Source organism: Actinoallomurus acaciae (assembly GCF_042429965.1).
GTDB lineage: Bacteria > Actinomycetota > Actinomycetes > Streptosporangiales > Streptosporangiaceae > Actinoallomurus > Actinoallomurus acaciae.
The window spans coordinates 38,704-60,779 of record NZ_JBHLZP010000017.1; the positions used below are offsets into that span (position 1 = coordinate 38,704).

The window sequence follows — 22,076 nt, forward strand, 5'->3', positions numbered from 1 at the left end:
TGTCGTCGCTGCAGGTGGAGCCGTATGGCGGCGCACGCGGTTCGGGCCGGCGAGGGCGAGGTATTCGTGTGCGCCGGCCTCGAGACGGTGAGCCGTTACGAGAGCGACGGCCGGGCCGACGACGGCCCGCACAACCCACTCTTCGCCGCGGCGGAGGAGCGACCGGCCCGCCTGGTGGTCGGCGGCTCGGAGTGGCAGCCGTTGGCGTCGAGGTCCACGAGCCCTGCGATTGGTTATGCGGCTGCCGTTGCAAGAGTGGCGACCAGGTCCAGCCGGAAACCTCGCCTACTCCTACATGAAGTGGATATCACTTCCACCAATGATGACAAACGTCAGTGCGTCCATTATGTTGTCGCCAAGTTTCCACTCACCGCCAGGGCCAACAGCGATCACTCGACCACCTGATCCAACATAGGTCCGATACTGCAGGGACCACAGACCCAAAGGAGAATGCACTTCTCCGTATTTCCGCCCCAGTCGTGCAGCCTCCCCTGCGGCATCAATGCAGGCATCTACAGGGTCGATACGAAGGGATGACCTCGGCTCTCGTCGACTGGAACTTTTTATGTCTAGCCCTCCAAGCTCCTGCCAAATTAGGCTGGCGCTGGCGTTTATTTCAAAGCCGGCTGTTTCCAGGATTTCCACCCAAGGGGAAATATCTATGGATCGGCTCTGACTCCAGCCAGCCCTCTCTAGGGCCGCGCGAATGTCGGGGGCCGCGTCCATTAGCAGTTGACTAATAGGTCCCATATATCCGGCCAATCAATGGCTGACAGAAGTCTTCGCATGGGTCGGCGGGAGTCCCACTTCGGAGCGGAGAGCCTTGTGGCCGTACGCGAAGTGTCCGGAAACTACCACCATAGATGGCGAGTCCCCCCTCTGCTTTCTGCGCCTCATTGAGTGCACAGACCTCCGAGCAACCTGCATGATGGTCCCGCAGAGCGTCGTCAAGATTCGAGCCGGGCTCGACATCTACCGAAGGCTTGGTCGTGCGACCCCAGTATCTGTTTCCGGAGGGAGCAGTGTATTCGGTGACAAAATCTGGCGTTGCTTCCTGGTTGGCCCCACGATTCGCTTCGGCGTATTGCTCAAGGGTTGATCCTTTCGGCGCATGGCCCGGCTCGGCACTGACACCGCAGTTGTGGACGAGGACGGGTGTGGTGCCTGCTTGTACATAGTAGGTGTGGAGGCCATTGATGGTGAGGTCATAGGTGTTGGCGGTGGCGGTGTAGCGATGGACGTCGAGGACCTCGGCGACCTGGCCCCCAGGTTTCTGGAGGCGATCACCCGGCCGTAGGCGGGCGGCTTCGACGAAGGTTGCTTGGGTGATGTCGTAGAAGGGGTGGTGGTCGGTGGTGGTGAGCTTGCCGATGCCGGCGGCCTGGCCGTGGGTGTCGTGGGTGGCGATGGTCAGGTCGACGAAGTCGTGGTCGGTCTTGGTGATGATGACCTTTTCGACCCGGTGGGTCTCGGTCTTCTTACCGTCGCCTGGGACCGCGTCGGCGACCTTGTCGCCCACCTTCACTTCACTGATCGGCTTGGAGCTGCCGTCGCCCATCAGCACCAGCGTCGAAGCGACGAAACTGTGCGTCGCGCCGCAGCCCTCGTTGCCGCCCACGGGTTCGCCCTCGTCTCCGCGGAAGCGGGCCCGTGCCGCCGAGGCTGCGGTCCCCAGTGCCCCGCCTGCGGCGCCGCCGATCGCGCCGACCGCCGCGCCACGTGCGGTTGCGTGTTCCAGGCCCGACCATGAACACCCGGCTGACGAGTCCGAGCACGTCAGCCCGTACTGCGCGGCCGCGGTCGCGCCACCGGAGATGGCGCCGATCCCAGCGCCTTCCAAGGTGTTGGTGACCAGCTTGGGCAGCACGTCGCCCAATGCGGACTCGGCGAGCTTGCCGCCGAGGCTCCCGCCGATCCCTCCGCCGATCGCACCGCCCACGGCGCCGAGGACGGCCGACCCGGCGAAGGCGTCCGCGGAGCAGGCGCCCTTCTGGCCGTCCAGGCACTTGCCGGCCTGGTCGATCGCTCCGCCGACCGCGCCGGCCAGCGCGCCGCAGGCGATCGCGCCCGGGACCGCGCCCACGCCTCCCGTGGCAGCCGACACCGCCGCCTCACATCCCATGAACACCAACGTCGACGCGGCGAACGAGGCGATCGCGGCGGCGTGGTTCTTGAAGAACGTGGTGGTCGTCCGTACCGCCTTCGCTGTGGCGTGGTAGGCGTATTTGCCCAGGCCCAGCGCCTTGTCGTAGGCGTCTTTGGCCGCTTTTCGTGCCGCGGCGGCGGCACGGGCGGCTCGGCGGCTTGCGACCTCGAACGCGTGGATCTGGTTCTCGATCGCGGCGATCTGGCGATCGAGCGCCTGTACCGATCGGTCGAGGGCGTCGGCCACGACGTGCACGACCGTCCGGACCGCCTTCGTCGTCGCGTGCCAGGCGTACTTCAAGCCGTTCCACACCCACGAGGCCGCCGAGGCGACCGCATGCGCGGTGGCCTTCGCGGCCGACTTCACGCCGTTCCACACATCTCCCAACCAGCTGTGTCCGGTCGGGTCGGTACGGGTCAGCGGATCGTCGTCGACGTAGGCGAAAGGGTTCGCGGCGGCCGAGTTCGGGACCGGGTTGTTGGTGACGGTGTCCTTGTTCTGGAACTGGCCGGCGGCCGGGTTGTACCAGCGGGAGCCCATGTCGACCTTGCCGGTGGTGTCGTCGGTCCAGCCGGACTGGAATCCGAGCTTGCCGACCGCCCCAGTGGTCGCCGCGACATTGCCCAACGGGTCGTAGGCCGTCGATCCGGTCAGGGACGTACCGGTCGCGGTGAAGTCGCCGACCACGTCGTCGTGCCGGTCGGTGTAGGCGAGCACGGCGCTGCCTCCGCCAGGTGTGCCGATCCCCACCAGAGAGCCGTCCGGCGTATGCGTGTAGGTGTTCGCTCCGTCCGAGGCGAGGTCGTTGCCCACGCCGGAGTAGGAGAAGGTCGCGGTGACACCGGATCCGTTGGTCGTGGCCGTCAGGACCCGCCCGGTCGCGTCGTTGAGGTAGGTCTCGGTGCCCTGGGTGACCTGCTGTCCGTACGCGTCGCTCGTCGAGGAGACGGTGCCCTGTGCCGAGGTCTGGGAGGCCAGCGTGCCCCGCGCGGTGTAGCTGTAGGTGTTCACCCCATCGCTGGTCAGCTCGTCGCGGGCGTCGTAGGTGTAGACGTTCGCGCCCACGCGCGTTCGGTTACCGGACGCGTCGTAGGCGTACGCCGTCGTGGTGTTGCCGTCGTTCCACGAGGTGAGCCGGTCGGCCTTGTCGTAGGTGTAGGTGTTGCTCGACGGGCCGGTGAAGCCGGTCGTGGTCTTGGACGTCTCGTTGCCGTTGGCGTCGTAGCCATAGCCGATCGAGGCGACCGTGGAATTACCGGAGGTCTTCAGCGTGTCGCTGGTCAGGCGATGCAGGTGGTCATAGCCGTAGGTTCGGGTGTCGCCGCCTGTGCCGTACTGCACGGTCTTGAGCTGGGACAGCTGGTCGTACCCGTAGGTGAGCCGCGTCCCGGTGGCCGGGTCGGTGAGCGTGTCCAGGCGATCGGCTCCGTCGTAGGTGTAGGAGGTCGTACCGGCCGCGTCCGTACGCGAGGTCAACAGTCCGTCGCCGTTGTAGCCGAATGAGCCGGCGCCGCCCGACCCGGCTGCGGTGAGCAGCAGGCCACGGTCGTCGTAGGTGAACGTCTCGCTGGTGGCCGCCGTGGTGGTGCCGATCGCGGAGGTCGAGGCGGTACGGACGCGGCTGTCGCCGTCGTAGGTGAAGCTGCGGTTCGCGGTGGCGGCGTCGGCGCCCGTGCCCGACTGGCTGGTCACATTGTTCAGGGCGTCGTAGCCGGTCGTGATCGAAACGCCGCCGGGAAGGGTCTCGGTGGTGGCACGGCCGGCCGCGTCATAGACGAGCGTGGATGTGCGATCGGCGTCCGTCGTGTAGCCCGTGGTCGCCGGTTCGACCGCCGACTCGGGCAGGTTCCAGGAGTTGTAGGTGTAGAGCCAGCTGTTGCCTCGCCCATCGGTGTAGCGGGTCCGGTTCCCCTGGCCGTCGTAGCCGAACGAGGTGGTGATCCCACTGGTGTCGTCCACCGGCTGGACCTCCTGGGTGATCAGCCCGTTGGCGTCGCGCATGAAAGTCGTCGTGTTTCCGCGGGCGTCAGTGGCCGACCGTTGCCGACCGGCGGCATCGAAGGTGGCCGACCGCTCAGCCAGAACGGTATGGCCGTCGGTGTCGAGTTGCCGGGTCCGTACGGGGTCGCCGAGCTGGTCATAGGACGTCGTCGTGGCGGTACCGTCGGCGAGGGTGACGGCGGTCTTGCGGCCGAGCAGGTCGTAGGCGGTGCGGGTGGTGGCACCGGCGGGATCGGTGACCTGCGTGGCCTCGCCGACGTTGTCGTAGCCGTAGGAGGTGGTGGCACCGTCCTGGGTCGTGGTCGAAGCCAGGAACGTCCCGCCCGGGTTGGCCGCCGAGGCCGTGTACGACGAGGTCGTGGTCGAGGACGTCGGGGTGGGATGGCGATCCAGCACGGTCGAGGTGAGCTGACGGCCCAGGAAGTCATAGGTCGCCTGGGTCTGCGCGCCGGTCGGGTCGGTCATCGACAGTTGCTGACCGTTGGTGTCGTAGGTGTTGTGCGTCACGCCGTTCGCGGGGTCGGTGACCTGTGCGACGTCGCCGAGCTGGTCGTAGACGTAGTGCGTGTCGTGCTGAAGAGGGTCGATGACGTGGGCGATGTTGCCGGCGTCGTCGTAGGACCAGTGGGCGGCCGCGGTGATCGGGGTGGAGGAGCCGAGCGGGGTGTAGTCGGGCTGTGTCTCCGACACCTTCCGCCCGCCGGCGTCATACGCCGTGGTGGTGATGTTCCCGCTGGGGTCCTGTGTCTCGACCGGGGCGCCGAACGTGTCGTAGCCGGTGGTCGTGACCGGGTGCTCGAGGGCGGGGGTGCCGCCGCCGGTCTCGACGTTGACGGCGGGCGCGCTGGTGACGGCCTGCTGCCCGGCCTCGTCGTAGATGTAGTCGGTGGTGGCGCCGTTCGGGTCGGTCATCGCGGTGGGCAGGCCGCGTTGGTCCAGCTTCCAGGTCGCCGTAGCCGTGCTGGAGGAGGCGACGGTGTCGCTGGTGCGGCCGGCGTCGTGCAGTGTCGCGACCTCGGTGGCGGACAGCGCCCGCGGGTAGACCTGCACGTTGGCGACCGAGCCTTCGAAGAAGCCGGTGCGAAAGCCGTTGAACTTGCCGTTGCCGATAACGAGCGGGCCGGAGGCGTTGATCGGGGTGGAGTCGGTGACCGTACGGTTCGCGGTGCCGTCGACGTACAGGGTCATCTTGCCGGTGTTCGCGTCGTACACACCGGCCAAGTGCGTCCACGTGTCGACGGTCGCGGTGTTGGTGGAAGAGGCGTTGGCCGTGCCCGGGTCCATGGTGTCGGTGAACGGCCGGGTGAACGTCCACTTGCCCGAGGTGCCGCTGTACTTCAGGTAGAAGCCGGCGCCGATGCTCGCGTCCTGGCTGATGATCGTCTGGTTGTGCGTGGTGGAGGGCACCTTCGCCCATGCCGAGACCGTGAAGCTCTGAGAGGTGTCCACCACCGGCCCGCGGGTGGCGATCTGCTGGTCGCTGGCGCCGGAGAACGATGCACCGGAGTCAGCCCAGGTCACGTCGCTGCTGGCGGTCGCATCATTGCCGGTGCCGGTCGCATCGGTGACCGCCGTGCCGGAGGTCTGGCTCAGCGACAGTCGCGCCACCGGCGAGCCGACTCCGTCCATCTGGACGCTGCGGCTCGTCACATGCCCCATCGGGTCGTAGGTCGTGCTCGTGACGTTGGTCGCGCCGCTGCCGTCGCTGATCGTGCTGGAGGCGACCTCGTCATCCGGCGTGTAGGAGATGGACGTGGTGCGGTCGACCCCGCCGGGGTCGACGGTCGTGGAAGACGTGCGGTCGGCCGCGTCCACGGCGGAGGTGGTCGTGGTCGCGCCGTTGTTGGTGACCTGGCGGGTCAGATTCCCCGCGCCGTCGTAGGTGTTGGCCTGCTGCACGAACGGGTTTTGACCTTGTGCGTCCCTGCGAGTGATCGTCGCGGTCAGGCCGTTGTCGGTATAGGTGTAGCCGGTCGTGGCGCCCATCGAGTCGGTGATGGACGCCAGCCGCCCGGCCGGGTCGTACGCGCGGGAGGACTCCACCAGGTCGCGGGAGGGCGAGGGATCCACCGGGTCGCCGATGTAGTCCTTGAGCGTCTGGGTGAGCAGGTTCCCGTTCGGGTCGTAGGCGTAGGCGATGGTCGTGCCGGCCGGGTCCGTCTCGGTCGCCTTGTTGCCGTAGGCGTCGTAGGTGAAGCTCGTCGTCTTGTGGTTCGCGTCGGTGGTCGTCTCGACCTGCTCGTAGGCGGTGTAGGTGTTGGAGATCGTCCGCGACGCATCGCCGCCGGTGGTGTCGGCGACGGTCTGGGACTGGATCTGCCCGTCGGCGTCGTAGACGGTCGTGGTCTTCGCGGTGTGGATCGCCCCGGTGACGTGATCGGTCACGGGCGGATCGGTCTGAGTGGTGAGCTCGTCGGCGCCGTCGTAGGCATAGGTGGTGGTCAGGCCGCCGGGATAGGAGTCGGAGACCGTCGTCTTGGTCAGCACCCGGCCGAGATTGTCGTAGGTGAACTTCGTCACCTGCCCGTCCGCGTCAGTGGCCTGCGCGACGTCGCCGTTGTGGAAGTAGCCGACGATCGTGATCGCGCCGCCGGGCGAGGTCGTCTTGTACGGCAGGCCGGCCGGCGCGAAGCCGGTGTCGGCCGCGGCCACCGTGGTGCCGTCGGTGTAGGCGATCGTGGTCGTACGCCCGCCGGCGAAACCCGCGACCGGCGGCGTCGTCACACCCGTGCGGTCACCTGCCGCGTTGTAGGCGTAGGAGGTCAGGTAGGTGTTGTCGGTCGCGCTTGCCGACCGGCCGTCGCGGGATGTGGCCATCAGGTCGTTCTTGGGGCCCGGGGTCAGTTGGGTGCTGGTGTCGTCGGGCAGGTAGGTGAAGTACGAGGTCGAGCACGCCTGTGTGGTCTGGTTCTGACAGGTGGTCTTGGAGACCTCGTTGCCGCGTACGTCGTGCCCGATGGTGGTCACGTCGCCGTTCGGGTCGGTGATGGTGTGGTTGAACCCGGCGGTGTCGTAGCCGTACGCCGTCTTGTTGCCCAGGGCATCGATGCGGCCGATCAGGCGGTACCCGTTCAGCACGTCGTACTGGTACTTGACCGTCTTGCCGCCCGGGTCGGTCACCGCGACCGTCTCCATCGGTGCCAGGCCGGTCGAGTTCTGCCCCGCCGCCCACTGCGCGGCAGCGTCCTGAGAGGACAACTGCGAGTGGTAATAAGCGACGTCGGAGATCTGTCCGTTGAAGTAGGTGGGCGTGCCGGCGGCACCGCTGTGGGACTCATCCGGCCAGTAGCCGCCGAGGAACCCCGTCCCGACATAGACATTCGACTGACCGGCGATGTTCACGGTGCCGGTCAGCGAGCCGACGAGACGTCCGTCGAGGTACATCGACTGGGTACCGGCCGCCGACGCCAAAATGACGTGGTGCCAGTTCCCGTCCGCGACCGACGAGGAAGACGTGATCGGATTGTCCGAGCCGGTGGAGTACCAGAACTCCCCATGCAGTTTCCCGCTGCTGCCCACGTACAGCATCGGCGTGTAAGCGGTGGTCGTCGTCCCAGCGCTGAGCGGATCCTTCTGCGCGCTGAACAGCACGCCGTTCGTCGCCGTGGTCTTGAACCACATGCTGACCGACTCATCACCGGTCCCCGGAATGAGCCCGGAAGGCGCCTGCGCGTAGGAACTGGTCCCGTCGAACGAGGCCGCCGTGGCATCGGCGAACGGCCCGGCCGTCCCAAGGGTCGCGTTGTTGTACGTGGCGGTGGGGCCCGTCACCTCGTTGACGGCTTGGAGGGCGCCGGCCGCGTCACCGAGCCGCCAGTAGTCCTGCGGATTCGCACCGAGTACCGAGGCCCGGTACACCTGGCTGGAACCGGTCACCACCGGCGCCGCCGGGTTCCACGTCCCGCCGTCCGCGTCGGTCACGTGGGTGACCCGCGTCGTGACCGGGTCGTAGGAGACCGAGGCGTAGCCCTTGCCCGACGGGCGGGTGATCGAGGTGAGCAGGTTCGCCGGATGGGTTCCGGCGGCGTACAGGTCGGTCACGTCCGCTTGGACAAGCGGGCGGTCGAAGACCGCGGCGTCCGCGATCGAGCCGTTGAAGTAGGTGCCGTACAGCGTCTGCGATCCTGTGTGCGGCTGGTCGGGCCAGGCCGCGCCGAGGAAGCCGGTGCCAAGGTAGACGTCACTGAAGCTGGTGGGCAGATAGTTGAAGTCATACGACGAAGAGCCCGCGGCCGTGCCCACTTTCGCGCCGTCGAGCCACATGGTCTGCGCGGAGCCGGACCCGGTCAGCACGACGTGGTGCCACTTGCCGTCGGCGACCGAGCCCGTGGTGCTGATCGGGCTGGGCGTGTCGCCGTACCAGAACAGGCCCTTCAGCTTGCCGTCGGTGCCCACGTACAGGGCGGGCGTGAAGTTCCCCTCGGACGCGGTCGCGCTGATCGGCATGTCGGAGTAGGAGAACAGCACGCCGGGGCCGCCCGAGGTCTTGAACCACATCGACACCGACGTCGAGGCTCCGCTGCGCATGTTCAGGTCGGGCAGCTTCACCGAGGAACTCGTGCCGTTGAAGCCGGCCGCCGTGGCCGAGCCGCCGGCGAGCGGGCCAGGCTGGCCGAGCGTCACGTTGCCGAATGTGCCGTTGTCGACGCCTTCGTTGGCCAGCACGGCGCCGGCCGCAGTGGTACCGGACGACTCGGCGAGCGGCCAGAAGGACCGCGCGCCCTCGTCGAGGACTTGGTTGTGGTACTGCGATCCGGACTGGTAGCCGTACTGTGTGCAGCCGGTGCTGTCGACCGGCGAGCACATCTTCGTGAGCTGGTCGCCGGTGTAGGAGTAGGTCCAGGTCTGCGCCGTCGAGCTGTCGCCGGCCGTCGCTGGATCGGTGACGACGGTCGCCACGTGCGCGCTGGTCGCGCCGGCCGGCGTCTGCCACGTCAGGTGCAGCGCCCGGCCGGAGACGGCGGAGGTCAGCGCGGTGACGTGGCCCGATGTCCAGGTGAAGTTCTCCGCGCGGCCGTCCGGATCGGTGATCGCGGTGATGCCGTACGCGCCCGAGCCGAGCGACTGGGTGAAGGTGTAGACGGTGTCGTTCTTGTCGGTGAGCGTGTAGCCGCCGGTCACGCTCTTGAACGTGGCGAACCGGCCCTGTGGCGGGGAGAACGACCCGTCGGAGTTCTTGCCGTAGCCGACCTCCGAGCCGTCGGGATAGGTGACCCGAACGCTCTGCACCGCCCCCGAGGCGTCGTACTGCTCGGCGGCCTTCGCATCGAATGCCGAGGACCATCCCGCGCCGAACGCGCCCGTCGTCCGCGGGTCACGGGAGTTGTAGTCCCGTACGACCGAGAGCGGCGGCCCTGCCGTCTCCACGTCGGCATCGGTGTCGGAGGTCGTGTAGTTCCCGATCGAGGGGTCGAACCCATGGCCGTCGTTGTTCTGCGACAGACCCGAGGTGACGGCAGGCTGCGGCACCAGGGTGGTCAGGGAGTTCCACACCGTGCCGCTCGAATAGTTCGTCCCGTCGTAGGACTGGACCTCCCAGTAGTAGGTCTGGCCCCACTTCAGCTTGCCCGCGGGAACCGTCCACAGGCCCTTCGTCAGCAGCCCCGAGTCCGCGACCTTCGTGCCGCCGGTGTCGTAGATCTGGAAGTCGAACTTCGGGTTCACCGCGAGGTTGGGATCGATGGCGCCGGTCGCCGACAGCTGCGGAGTGAGCGTGCCCGCCGAGGAACCGTTCGGCGGGTTCTGGGCGTACACCTGCGGCAGCACGGCGCCGGTGTAGGTCAGGATCAGGTACGGCGGGGCCGGAGAGTAGATCGAGTCGATCTGCTTCCAGTGCAGGCTGTCGGTGGTCGACGCATATACCGCCAGCCCGTAGTCGGTGCCGGACGTCGCCCAGGAGTTGATCGTGGACGTCGACAGGCTGACCTCCACGTCGTCGCTCTTGGTGAGGTCTCCGCCGGTGTTCGCACAGGCGTTCGGCACGCTCGGCGTCGCGTTGCCGATGGAGGCGCCGTACGTCGGGCCCGGATAGGACGTCACCTTCGACGGCGTCCACGCCTGCGTCACCGGCGCGACATCCAGGCGCTCCGCCGTACAGGTCGACGCGTAGGTGATGCCCAGCTCCAGCTTGGCCGCCGTGACGCTGATGTGCGAGCCGTCGATACCGGCGTTCGGGAACTGCAGGTAGGAGACGGCCTTGTGGGTACCCGAGTCGTAGGAGCCGATGTTGATCCGTGGCTCCGTCGAGTGGTCGCCGGACAGGCCCGACTCCGCGTACGTAGTCGCCGCCCAGGCACCGTCAGTCGAGCTGAACGTCGGGTCCACCGTCACCGGGAAGACCCGGTGCGGATCATGTAGCCACGTCGCGTCCAGCGTCATGACCAGCGCGGTACGGCCGCCCACGCTCGTCAGCCTGTAGCCGACCGCATGCGTCATCGCGGGCTCACCCGACCGGCGGTCCACCTTCGCGTCGTACGCGTACGGAGCGGGGATCCGCCCTGCGGTCTTTCCGCCGGCGCCCACCAGGCTGATCGACCCGTCGGCCTGCGCGACGGCCTTGACTCCCTTGAGGTCCAGCGGGAAGACCCAGGAGTTCGCCGCGTTCGACTGGTGCAGGACCAGCGACTCCTTCACCCCCATCGCGGTCACCTGCGCGGTCAGATCCGTACCGGGGAGCAGGCCCGGATAGGTCGCTGTCGAACCCGACACCTGCGGTGCGACGGCGGCCGCGCCCTGGAGACCGTAGGAGAGCTCGCGACCGCTCCCGATCGCGATGTGGGCGAGCGCGGGGTCCGCCGCCGACGGCGCGAGGTCCACCGCCGGGGAGTCGGCGGTCTCATGCCAACGACCATCCGCTCCCGACCGCAGACGGGTGTCGATCGGCTGCCACGTTCCGTCGGCCGCCCGATAATTGATCGGCTGCTCCGCCAGCCTGCGGGTGTAGGAGCCGTCCGTGTTCCGGTAGTAGTCCGAGGTCGCGGTGGATTTGGCGGCGACCCGCTTACTCGTACGCGCGCTGAATCCCACGGTCGCCCTCGCGCTGCGCCCCTTGGTCACACGCGGGGCGTGCGCGGTGTAAGCGGGCAACTCACCCTTGCCCTTGCCGGGCTCGCGTCCGTTCCCGCCCCTGGCCTTTGTGCTGGCGGCAGATGCGGAGTGCGAGCGGCCCTTCGCCGTTCCGGACGCCTGCCGTGGCAGGTGGTCCCAGTGCGGAGCGGGCGGCTTGCCCTGGACGAGTCGCGACAGGCCGTTCGCCAGACCGGCCAGATGGGGCTCGGGCAGCGTGCCGACGTCGGCCATCGCCGGCTCCGAGGCGAACCCGAGGACCAGCACCGAGACGAGCAGGACCGCCACCCGCCGCTGCATGCGACGGCGGGCGGCGACCCGGTAGCGGAACGGTCGTGGGGTCGGACGTCCCTCCCGCCGTTGAAACCGGATGGCAAGCCCTCGCAACGGCGTGCGGGCAGCATGACAAAAACGCGTGACCAGGCCCTTCACGGTGTCCCCTCAATCTGGGCCGCACCCGAAGGGCGGACAGGTCGATCACGACAAACCAGTCGTTCGGGGATATAGCTAACATTCGCGCCACAGCATGGGAATAGCCCCGACCCGCTTCGGCCACGGCCGCCTCCCGCAGCCCCGAAGAGGCCGAATGTAAAGCAACGGTAAAGCGTGCACACCAACCAGGTAGGCCCAACACACCGGCACGAAAACGATCCGAAGTCAACGTGATGTAAACCACTAAAAGACCGGGAACCTGCCCCGGAAGACGACGGATGGCGGGTGGCTTCCGGACATTTGGGACGGTTAAGCTCCGCGCCACCGACGCATGGCCCGGCACCCGAGGCGACGAGGTGGCACATGGGGCAGGATCAACGACGGACCGCCGTCAAGGAACGGATCACCCGGCCATCCACCCCGGCCGGCTGGCGGGCGCGGATGTCACATGGTCTGCGGGGACGGCGCCTCGTGGCGGCTGCAGTGGCCGTGGCCGTGGCGGCGGCTGTCGCGATCTGGGCGGTAATAGCCACGAGCGGCCCGAAACCGCGCGTGCGGCACTACCTGGCCTTCAAGGCATGCCTGCTGACCGACGCTCAGGGCGTAGCCGGAAAACAGGCGGCACCGGTATGGGCCGGAATGGAAGAAGCATCCCTTAAAACACATGCCAAGGTGCAGAACCTCCCCGCCTTCGGTCCACCGACAACGGCCAATACCCAGCCCTATCTGAGAACCTTGATCAGCCAGGGCTGCAACGTCATCGTTGCAGTTGGCACGGGACCCGTGGCATCCGTCATCCCCGAAGCACAGGCACGCCCGAAGACGCAGTTCATCGTGGTCGGCAAAGCAACTCCCGCACACAACGTCACCGTCGTCAATCCGCACTCAGTAGATATCTCCACAGACATTTCCAACGGCCTGACCCGCCAAGTCCATGCCAACTGAACGACATTGAAGTTGCCGCATGACCGCGAGGCCACAAAAGGGCTGCTCAGGGGCTCCCAAGCCGGATTCAGCTCCGTACGGTCGCGGGTGCGGAACGGGCGCGGAGACACGCGGTATACGCGTTTCCCTGCCGGAAGCGGCGCCCTTGCTCACCCCCGGGGCGGCCCGGGTGTTCTTGCGGGTCCTCCTCAAGGCCTGCGTCCGTTCCGCCGGAGAGGAGGGCACGTAAGCGAAAAGCAGCACAAATCATTCTGCTGATTTCCGCTTACTCGCTTCACCCCGCGCGGCCGCCACCGAGTCCTTCGACGAGACACCGACCGTGACCGGTGAACAGCTACTACGCGCGCCGTCGGCCACGCGATCCCAACTGATCATGATGCTGGAGGACGCCACTCCGTGAAGACTGCCGAACGCACTCGGGACAAGCTCACTCTCGCGGAGGTCTGCGCCGAACTCGGCATCTCCCGCTCGACCTTTTACGACTGGCGCGCCAAACAGAAGGCCCCACCCTGCCCAACGGCAGCCTCCGCGTCCGCCGCGCCGAACTCGACCGCTGACTCGACGCACGTGAGGACGCCGCCCGATGAACGAGATCACTTACGACGTCCGCATCTACAAGACCGACATCTACAAGGGAAAGAACGCGACGACCTAGAGAGCCGGCTGGAAAGCCGGCCCAAAGCAGTGGAGGGAATCGTTCCGCCTCCGAGCGCAGGCGGACAGCTTCCTCGCCGAGCTCCGGTCCGCAGCGAAGAAGGGCGAGGCGTTCAGCGGCCGGACTGGTCGGCCGGTCTCCTGGCAGCGAATCCAGAACGAGGTGACCTGGTACGCCTTCGCGCACGACGTCGCGTACGCGCTGACGCAGGCCACACCGGCGATGTACACGAGCGAGAAGGGCAAACCGGAGGCCGCCGCTCTGCGCCGGGCGCTGTTCCGGTGGGCGTTCAACGCGAAGCAGCGCGATTCGCCGCCCGATGATGTCGCGCGCGTATTGCGCTGGGTGGCTGATAACACCGCGCCCGTCTCGGAGTTGTCGGATCCGGCGCTTGCCCGCCGGGTTCTGGACCTCGCGACGACCCGGTTGGACGGGAAGCGTTCCGCGGCCAACGTCGCCCGGCGGAACCGGATGATCCTCGCCAACGCCATGGACTATGCCGTCAGCGAGCGGAAGCCGTTGGAGACCAACCCGATTCGCGATCTGAAGTGGAGCGTCCCCAAGACATCCACCGAGGTCGATCGGCGGAGCGTCATCAACCCACGCCAAGCGTGCGCCCTGCTGAGCGCCGTCGGGGCGCAACAGCCCAGCGGTCCGCGGCTCGTGGCGTTCTTCGCGGTGATGTACTACTCCGCCCTACGTCCAGAAGAGGCGATCAGCCTGACCCGCAGCGACGTCACGTTGCCGGACCTGGTTTGGGACGAAGATGGCCAGGAGTGGCAGGAGCCAGGCGAGTGGTGTGAGTTGCATTTTCGCGAACCCACACCGGACGCCGGCCGGGAGCGGACCGACGACGGCGGCCACCGCGAGGCGCGCAAGCAGCTCAAGCACCGGGCCGAAGGACTCGGACGCCGTGTCCCCGGTCCTCTGGAGCTGACCGTCATCCTGCGGGCACACCTGCGAGACCATGTCGCCGACGACCCAGACGCGCGCCTGTTCACCGGAGTTCGGGGCGGAGACCTTCCGACGATCGCCTCTAGGCGCGCCTGGAGGCAGGCACGCCGGAGGGTGTTGACGGATCAGCAGCACGAGTCGCCGCTGGCGAGGCAACCGTACGACCTGCGTCACGCCGTCGACGTGGCTCAGAGGGGGAGTGCCGCCGACCCAGGTGGCCCAAGTGGGCGGGCCACACGGTGGACGTGCTGTTGCGGATCTACGCGTCGTGTCTCGAAGGCCAGGACGAGATCGCCAAGCGACGGATCGTCGAGGCGCTGGCCTGAAACTTCAGCACGTATTCGGCACAGATGGCCGCCGAGAGCCGGAGACGGCCGAACATCACGCAAACGGCGCCTGACCATGTAGCCGCAGTTCAGGCGCTGTTTCGCATGTTGATCAAGCGGTGGGCACAGCTGGATTCGAACCAGCGACTCCTGGTTTGTAAGACCAGTGCGATCAAGGATCTAAGGGCCCCGCTGACCTGCGCAAACACATGCCGATCAGTCAGCCCGACGGGATTTCGGCACGTATTCGGCACGGTAGTCAGGAAAGGGCGGACGGCACCTCGAAGCGCCAGTCATCGAGCGGTCGTCGCACGATAGCCACATCGCGCAGGCCCTCGGTAAGGCCGGCGGAGGGTGAGTTGTGGCGGACCAGTTGCAGCTTGATCGTCTCGTGTCGGCCGGCCCAGTCGCGTTGCAGCCGTACGGTGTGCTTTCCGAGATCGCACCACCTGTGCGGATCAAGACACCGAGCTCGCACTCATGATCGAACCGTCGCTTTGAACCGTACGGCAGCATGATCGTGTCGTCGTGGCCGCTGATGGAGCCTGCCGCCTTGAGGAAGAACCGGGCGTCAGCGCCGGATTACCGGCGGGAGTGATCGCCCGGTCACCGAGTTCGCCGATGTGCGCGTGGAAGTTCGCGGGGATGGCGAACACTTGTGGGCCGTCACGCACGTCATCCTCTATCGCTCGTCGGCTCCGGGCTTGGCGGCGAAAGCGGAGGCTGGCGCGCAGCCTGCCAAGGCCATCGTCCGTGGACATGAGCAGGCTTGAAGTAGAGGGAGTGTCCTGCCGAGCGAGCCTGCGTCCCGAGTTGCAGCGTTTCTGAAGCTCCTGGACGAATGAAGCTGCGGATTAAAAGTATACATCTCTACACGAATCCTCTACTCGACGCGCTACCGCGTCCTATTTCATAGCACCATTACGTGTCATTTGATCCGCGTTCGCTAGTCACTTCACGGCATATTAGCCCGACGGCGCACCGATTGTTGCCGGGCGGCATATGTGACATGCGAGCACCTATGGAGCACACAAACCGGCCGTTGGGCTTGGAAAATTATGCATCGCATCTCTCCTAGTGAGGAGATTTAGCGTCAGTGGTAGCAGCGTAGAGAACTAAGCGCTGGTGGTCGGGCTGGTTAGTCGTGGGCTTGGAGCCAGTTGAGGATTTTGGTGTGGATTCCGTCGATTTTGAGGATGGCGCTGGCGTGTCCGCTGCCGGTGACGATGGTGAGGGTGCAGGAGACGTTTTTGGCTTTCAGCGCGGTGCACAGGTCGGATGAATGTGTTGAGGGGACGAAGTCGCCTTGGGAGTGGAGGAGGTACATGGGGGCGTCGCCGCTGCTGGTGTGGTTTTTCACGACGGCGTCGGTCCAGCGGTTCCAGCAGGTGGTGTCGGTTTTGGTGGGGTAGCAGCGGGCGAGCAGGGTGGAGTTGTCGCGGAGTTTCTGTTTCGAGGCGCTGGCACCGGATTTTTGGCCGTCGTCGTAGGCGCGGTAGGGGGAGGCGACGGGGGAGAGGGCGACGACGCCTTTGACGTATTTGGTGCCGGCGCCGTAGGTGCCCACGGCGGTGGCGATCTGTCCGCCGGCGGATGAGCCGAGCAGCAGGACCCGGTTCGGGTCGGTGTTGAATTGGGCGGCGTGAGCTTTGACCCAGGCGATGGCGTTGAGGGCGTCGGTGCGCTGGGCGGTCCAGCCGGATTGGGCGTTGAGGCGGTAGTTGATGGAGAAGACGGCGTAGCCGCGTTCGGCGTACCATTGGCTGGTGGCGACCCAGCTTGATTTGTCGTCTTCGTACCAGTAGCCGCCGTGGATGATGACGAGCGCCGGTTGCTTGGTGCCCGGGATGTAGTACGCGTCCAGTTGCTGTTTGGGGTCGGTGCCGTAGGCGTAGGTGCCGGTGGTGACGGTGGCCGCGGCGGTGCGCACCGTGTTCCCGTCGGCCGGGGGCGGTGGCACCGGGTCGTCCTCGTAGGGTGCCGTCTTGGTGGTGCCGGGTGCGGTTCGCGGCGTTGGGGCGTCGGAGGCGGGCGGGTTCTCGGGGTCCTGGGGCGGCGGCGTGGTGTGGGTGTGGGCTTTGAGCCAGATGACGAGGGCGTTTTTGAGGGTGGTGGTCAGGAGGGGGCCGCCGGAGGAGTTGCCGGAGACGGTGTCGACGGTGATGTCGGTGGGGTTGGCGCCTTTCGCGGTTTCGGCGTCGCGCAGGTCGGTGGAGTGCGCGGCCGGGACCGGATCGCCGATGGAGTGCACCAGGTACATGGGGGCGTCGTCGGCGCCGGAAGCATGAGTTTCGGCGACCGAATCGGTCCAGCGCGCCCAGCAGTTGGTGTCGGCGGAGTCGGGGTAGCAGCGGTGGAGGATGACGGTTTCGTCGCGGATTTTGCGGCGGGTGGCGGTGGCGCTGGTGGTGGGGGCCTGGGTCCAGGCGCGGTAGGGGGAGTTGATGGGGGAGAGGCCGACGGCGGCGTCGACCTGGTCGCGTCCGGCGCCGTAGGTGGCCAGGCTGGTGGCCAGTTGCCCGCCGGCTTGGGAGCCGAGGACGGCGACGTGGGCGGGGTCGGCGTCGAAGTCGTCCGCGTGGGTTTTGATCCATGCGACGGCGGCGAGGGCGTCGTCGCGGGGGCCGGGCCAGGCGACATCGGTGTTGTAGCGGTAGTCGGCGGAGAAGACCGCGAAGCCGTGGTCGGCGAAGTAGCGGGCCGTACTCGCCCAGTCGGTCTTGCTGCCGGAGTTGAAGTAGCCGCCGTGCAGGATCAGCAGCGCGGGCTGCGGAGTGCGGGAGCCGTACCAGTAGGCGTCGATGCCCTGTCGGGTGCCGATGCCGTAGGTGTAAGAGGCCTCGTGCCGGGTCGCCGCGTGTGACCCGGAGGTGACCGCCGTGACTGCGGTCGCGGCGGCGAGCAGGACCAGCCCAGGCCGGGTCAACAATTTGCGCACGTGACATCCCCTTTTAGGCCGTCGTACGCGCGATCGCCCGGCGTACCGGAGGTGAGAGCCGCCAGATCGTGACAGGTGACATGACCTTCAGCAACGTGACTCAAATCACAGTGCATTCGGGAACTGATAACGATCTTGCGCAGGAATGTCTGAGGCTGGGGTGCTGTGGTTGCGGCCGTACGTCGACGTTCCAGCGCATTATGTGACCACCGCAGGTCACAGCACATGCCAACTTTGGTATGGAAGAGCGTATTAAAAGGAGACGTCTGGGTTTTCTGTCCGGTTTACATGGTCCCGTGACTTCCTCTGGCCAATCGGTCGGCGTTGCGGCAGGTTGAGCTCTGTACGAGGTTCGCGCCGCTTGTTACTGTCCGTCCGTTTGTTTACCTCTGGATTACCTTCTGTGGAGGCGGACGTGACCCGCTGGCGTCGTCCCGATGGCTCGTACCATCCCGGCGGGAGACCGTTTCGCAGGCTGCGGGCCAGCCTGATTGCCACGGCCCTCGCCGCCGCGCTGACGTCCACGGTCGCTTCCACGGTTCCGGCGCAGGCCGCCTCCGGGTCTGGTGATCCGTCCGTACGGGCGGGGGAGTCGGCGGCGCTGAAGCAGGCACGCACCTCGGATAAGCCGGTCGAGGTTGGGGCGCTGCGGGGGGAGGCCCGGGAGGTGTACGCCCAGCCGGACGGCACGTTCGAGGCGGTCGAACACTTGCGTCCGGTCCGCACGAGGCAGGGTGGCAAGTGGGTCGACATCGATACGACCCTGCACAAGCACGACGACGGCACGGTGAGCCCGGCCGCCTCGACTGTCGACCTGGCGTTCTCCGGTGGCGGCACCGGCCCGATGGCGACGATGGTCAAGGCGGGCCGCAAGCTGTCCTTTTCCTGGCCCGGTACTCTGCCCGCGCCGGAGCTGTCGGGGGCGACCGCGACGTACAAGGACGTCATCGACGGCGTGGACCTGCAACTGAACGCCGACAACGACGGGTTCTCCGACCTTCTGGTCGTCAAGACCCGCGAAGCCGCCCAGGACCCCAAGCTCGCCCAGTTGAAGTTCACCACCGCCGCGGCTGGGGTGAGCCTGGCCGAGGATGAGGCCGGTGGCTTGAAGGCGACCGATGTCGGCGGCGGCGGTGTGGTCTTCGAGGCGCCCCAGCCGATGATGTGGGACTCGACCACCGGTTCGGCCGCTCCGAAGGCCACCAAGTCGATGGCCGCGGCAGCCGGTGACCTGGCGGACGGAGGCGAGGGATCCTCCCACCGTGCCCCGATCGACGTGCAGGTCTCCTCGGATGCGGTGACGTTGACGCCGGACCAGACGATGCTGGCCGACCCGGCCACGACGTTCCCGGTCTACATCGACCCGGTGTACAAGACGGTGAAGGACTCGGCCTGGCTGATGGTCTCCAGCGGCGGCTGGAAGGACTATGACTTCAAGACCGACGAGGGCATGGGGTTCTGTCCGTACGACTACACCTCGTCGTGTGGTTCCCACCACACAAAGCGGTTGTTCTACCGGATGCCGACCAGCGGTTTCGGCGGCAAGACGATCCTGTCGGCCGAATTCCAGGTCAAGGAGACGTTCGCGCCGAGCTGTGAAACCCGATCTGTCGAGCTGTGGAAGACCAAGGCCTTCGGCACGTCCTCGACATGGGACTCCACCAAGGACAACTGGCTGGAAAACCTGGACCACCAGGTCACTGCGAAGGGCTATTCCGGCTGCCCGGCCGGCGATGTGATCTTCGATGCGACCAAGGCCATGAAGGAGGCCGCCGCCGGCGGCTGGTCCACCCTGACCCTCGGGCTGAAGGCCACGACTGAGGATTCCCAGCTCGCGTGGAAGCGCTTCGCCGACGACGCTTACCTGCGGGTGCATTACAACACCCCGCCACCGCAGCCGAAGATGACCAACCTGACGTCCTCACCGGGCGGCGCGTGCAAGGGCCCGAGCAGTCCGGCCAAGGTGAACATGCCGCCCAAGGCCTATGCGGTACTGACCGACCCGGACACCGAGGACGCAGGCAAGGTCCGCGGCCAGTTCCAGGCGGCCTGGGACGACGGGACCGGCTGGGCCCAACGATGGACCTCGGACCTGACCAGCGCCAAAGCGAGCGGGTCGACGTTCACGGCGACGCTGCCGTCGACCATCCCGGAGAACACGGTCATCGAGTGGCACGTGCGCGCCTACGACGGCACGAGCTACAGCCCCTGGAGTTATGCGGGGAACGCCACCGGCTGCTACTTCCTCTACGACCACACCGTTCCGGCCGCCCCGACGATCACCTCCAACGCCACCGACGGATACCCCGAATCCAACCCCGACGATGAGAACGACCCGTGGTACGACGGGGTGGGCCGCTACGGCAAATTCACCCTGACCCCCGCCGATTCGGACGTGACGAAGTACCAGTGGGGCGTCAACGAAGACCCCTCATCCGCACACGAGACCGTCACGACGGCAGGTGCGCCGGTCACCATCGACGTGATGCCCCAGACCGCAGGCCCGAACTATCTGAGCGTCAAGGCGATCGACACCAGCGGGAACGCCAGCGCGACAGCGACCTACTACTTCCGCGTCAAGGCCGGCGCGGACGCCAAAGCGACCTACGCCCTCGACGAGCCGATCGACTCCACCCAGATCAAGGACACAGGCGGCGATAATCCGGCGGACGTCCACGGCGGCGTGACCCTCGGCGTCGACGGGATCACCAAGACCGGGATGGAACTGAACGGCACGGACGGGTACGCCGCCACCTCCAGCCCGCTTTTGGACACGACGAAGAGTTTCGCGGTGTCGGCGTGGGCGCGGCTGACGGCGACCAAACCCGACCACGCGGGAATCATCGCCACTCAGGCGGGCGCGCAGAAGAGCGGGTTCGAGCTGTACTACTCTTCTGCGCTGGACCGTTGGGCGTTCAACCGGTACGTCAGCGACACCGCCGACGCGGCGATCGTGCGCGCCACCCCATCGACGGCCCCCCAAGGTGGGGAGTGGACGCACCTGCTCGGGGTCTACGACGCGGTCGCCAAGACACTCAGCCTCTACGTCAACGGCACGCTCGCCCAGACCGTCGCCTACACCACACCCTGGAACGCCACCGGCGGGCTACAGATCGGTGCAGGCTCCTACGGCGCCGTGCCAGGCAGCTTCTTCTCCGGCGACGTGGACGACGTACGGGTTTTCGATCGGGTCGTCACCAGCGAAGAGGCGCGGGTCCTGGCCACCCAGCGACCGGTCGTGGGTGCCCGGTGGAAGCTGAATGATGCGGCGGCGGCCGTTCGCCCTGCGACGGCGTACTGGAAGCTGGACGAGGCGGCGGGCGCGGCCCGTGCCGAGGACACGATGGGCACCTATCCGGCGGGCGCGCATGGCGGGGTGACGTTCGGCGCCACCGGCAAGGCCGGTAAGGCGGTCCAGCTGAACGGTTCGACGGGATATCTGGCGACCTCGGGGCCGGTCGTTGACACCACCAAGAGCTTCAGCGTCTCCGCTTGGGCGAAGCTGACCGCCAAGTCCGCGACGCCGGTGGTGGTTAGCCAGGAGGGCAGTGAGGGGTCGGCGTTCGCCCTTTATTACTCCAGCAACTACGACCGGTGGATCTTCAACATGCAGACCCCCGACTCCGACACCCCCACCTACGTCCGCGCTCAGTCCACGCAACCACCGACGCTGAACTCCTGGACGCATCTGGCCGGTGTCTATGACGCGGAGACCCAGCAGATTCGTCTGTACGTGGACGGGAAGTTGCAGCAGACCGTCGATCAGCCGAACTCGTGGGACTCGACCGGTCCGCTCGACCTGGGGCGTTTCAAGTCCAAGGGCGCGTACACCAGCTACTTCAACGGCGTGCTGGACGACGTGCGTGTCTTCGACCAGCCGATCAACGATTCAGAAGCGGCCCAGCTCGCGGGAGGGGCGCCGACCTCGGTCACCACCAGCGCCGACGACACCGTCTACGGCCACCACGTCACGCTGTTCGGCAACGCCTTCGTCGACCAGGGCGCGGGCTTGATCGGTAGCCCGCCAGGCGGCCTAGTGCTCGATGGCGATGGTGACTATGCCGCCACCGCAGACCCGGTGGTCCGTACCGATCAGAGTTTCACCGTGGGCGGCTGGGTCGAGACCGCGGGGCGCCCGACTCGGGATGCGGCGGTCTTCAGTCAGGAAGGCGACGTCAACAGCGGATTCACCCTGCGTTACCACCCGGACGGCACCGACCCGGCAGCGGGTGGCTATCAGATCGACATGCCGGACAAGGACGCCAGCTCCGGTGTGACGCATCAGTTGGCCGACAGCAACAGCTTCCAGTCCGATGGCAGCGGCTGGGACCACGTGGCCATCGTCTACGACGCCTTCACCGACATGATGAGCCTGTACGTCAACGGGGATCTGACCGAGACCGCGGACGGTGTCGTGTCCTACCGCGCGAACACGTTGGCGTTCAACGCGATGAAGGCCTTCCAGATCGGCCGCACCAAAACCGACGGAAACTACGGCGAGTACTGGCCAGGCGTCATCGATGACGTGTGGGCCTTCAACGGAGTCCTCGACCAAGACCAGCTCGCGAAACTCTCCGGCGGCCTGGAATACCCCACCAATGACCTGTGAGTCAT

The 22,076-nt window shown here is 66.8% G+C and carries 6 protein-coding genes and 1 pseudogene; 4 read left to right on the forward strand and 3 right to left on the reverse strand.

The features are described 5' to 3' along the window. Positions 1-291: 291 nt before the first annotated feature. Both ACFFNX_RS04485 and ACFFNX_RS04490 read right to left on the reverse strand, forming a co-directional pair. A complete protein-coding gene (locus ACFFNX_RS04485; RefSeq protein ID WP_378195533.1) occupies positions 292-750 on the reverse strand; it encodes an SUKH-3 domain-containing protein in 459 nt (152 codons plus the stop codon). After that, entirely contained in the window at positions 737-11,512 is a 10,776-nt protein-coding gene (locus tag ACFFNX_RS04490) for a LamG-like jellyroll fold domain-containing protein (RefSeq protein WP_378195536.1), read from the reverse strand. Before ACFFNX_RS04490 ends, ACFFNX_RS04485 begins: the two co-directional genes overlap by 14 nt. Before the next feature lie 495 nt (positions 11,513-12,007). Here ACFFNX_RS04490 and ACFFNX_RS04495 point away from each other — a divergent pair, with 495 nt between their 5' ends. The 3 genes and pseudogenes from ACFFNX_RS04495 to ACFFNX_RS04505 all read left to right on the forward strand — a co-directional run bounded on the left by ACFFNX_RS04495 (position 12,008) and on the right by ACFFNX_RS04505 (position 14,606). Continuing rightward, positions 12,008-12,589: a type 1 periplasmic-binding domain-containing protein gene (locus ACFFNX_RS04495; protein WP_378195539.1), complete on the forward strand. Its 582-nt coding sequence runs from the start codon at positions 12,008-12,010 to the stop codon at positions 12,587-12,589. A gap of 396 nt (positions 12,590-12,985) precedes the next feature. After that, positions 12,986-13,045 (forward strand): annotated as a pseudogene (locus ACFFNX_RS04500) (hypothetical protein); the annotation flags it as partial. A gap of 361 nt (positions 13,046-13,406) precedes the next feature. Next, positions 13,407-14,606 carry a hypothetical protein gene (locus ACFFNX_RS04505; RefSeq protein WP_378195542.1) on the forward strand — a complete coding sequence of 400 codons (1,200 nt, stop codon included), beginning with the start codon at positions 13,407-13,409 and terminating at the stop codon, positions 14,604-14,606. Positions 14,607-15,662: 1,056 nt separating this feature from the next. On the opposite strand, the gene ACFFNX_RS04510 is transcribed toward ACFFNX_RS04505, so the two are convergent. After that, positions 15,663-17,462, reverse strand: a complete 1,800-nt coding sequence (locus ACFFNX_RS04510) for an alpha/beta hydrolase (RefSeq protein WP_378195545.1) — start codon at positions 17,460-17,462, stop codon at positions 15,663-15,665. Between the two features lie 361 nt (positions 17,463-17,823). Here ACFFNX_RS04510 and ACFFNX_RS04515 point away from each other — a divergent pair, with 361 nt between their 5' ends. Beyond that, on the forward strand, positions 17,824-22,071 hold the full coding sequence (locus ACFFNX_RS04515) for a LamG domain-containing protein (protein WP_378195548.1): 4,248 nt from the start codon (positions 17,824-17,826) through the stop codon (positions 22,069-22,071). Positions 22,072-22,076 lie beyond the last annotated feature (5 nt).

Bases quoted from the DNA above. Each gene is read 5' to 3' on its own strand.
- ACFFNX_RS04485 (WP_378195533.1), bottom strand. From the start codon at position 750: ATGGGACCTATTAGTCAACTGCTAATGGACGCGGCCCCCGACATTCGC.
- ACFFNX_RS04490 (WP_378195536.1), bottom strand. From the start codon at position 11,512: ATGCAGCGGCGGGTGGCGGTCCTGCTCGTCTCGGTGCTGGTCCTCGGG.
- ACFFNX_RS04495 (WP_378195539.1), top strand. From the start codon at position 12,008: ATGGGGCAGGATCAACGACGGACCGCCGTCAAGGAACGGATCACCCGG.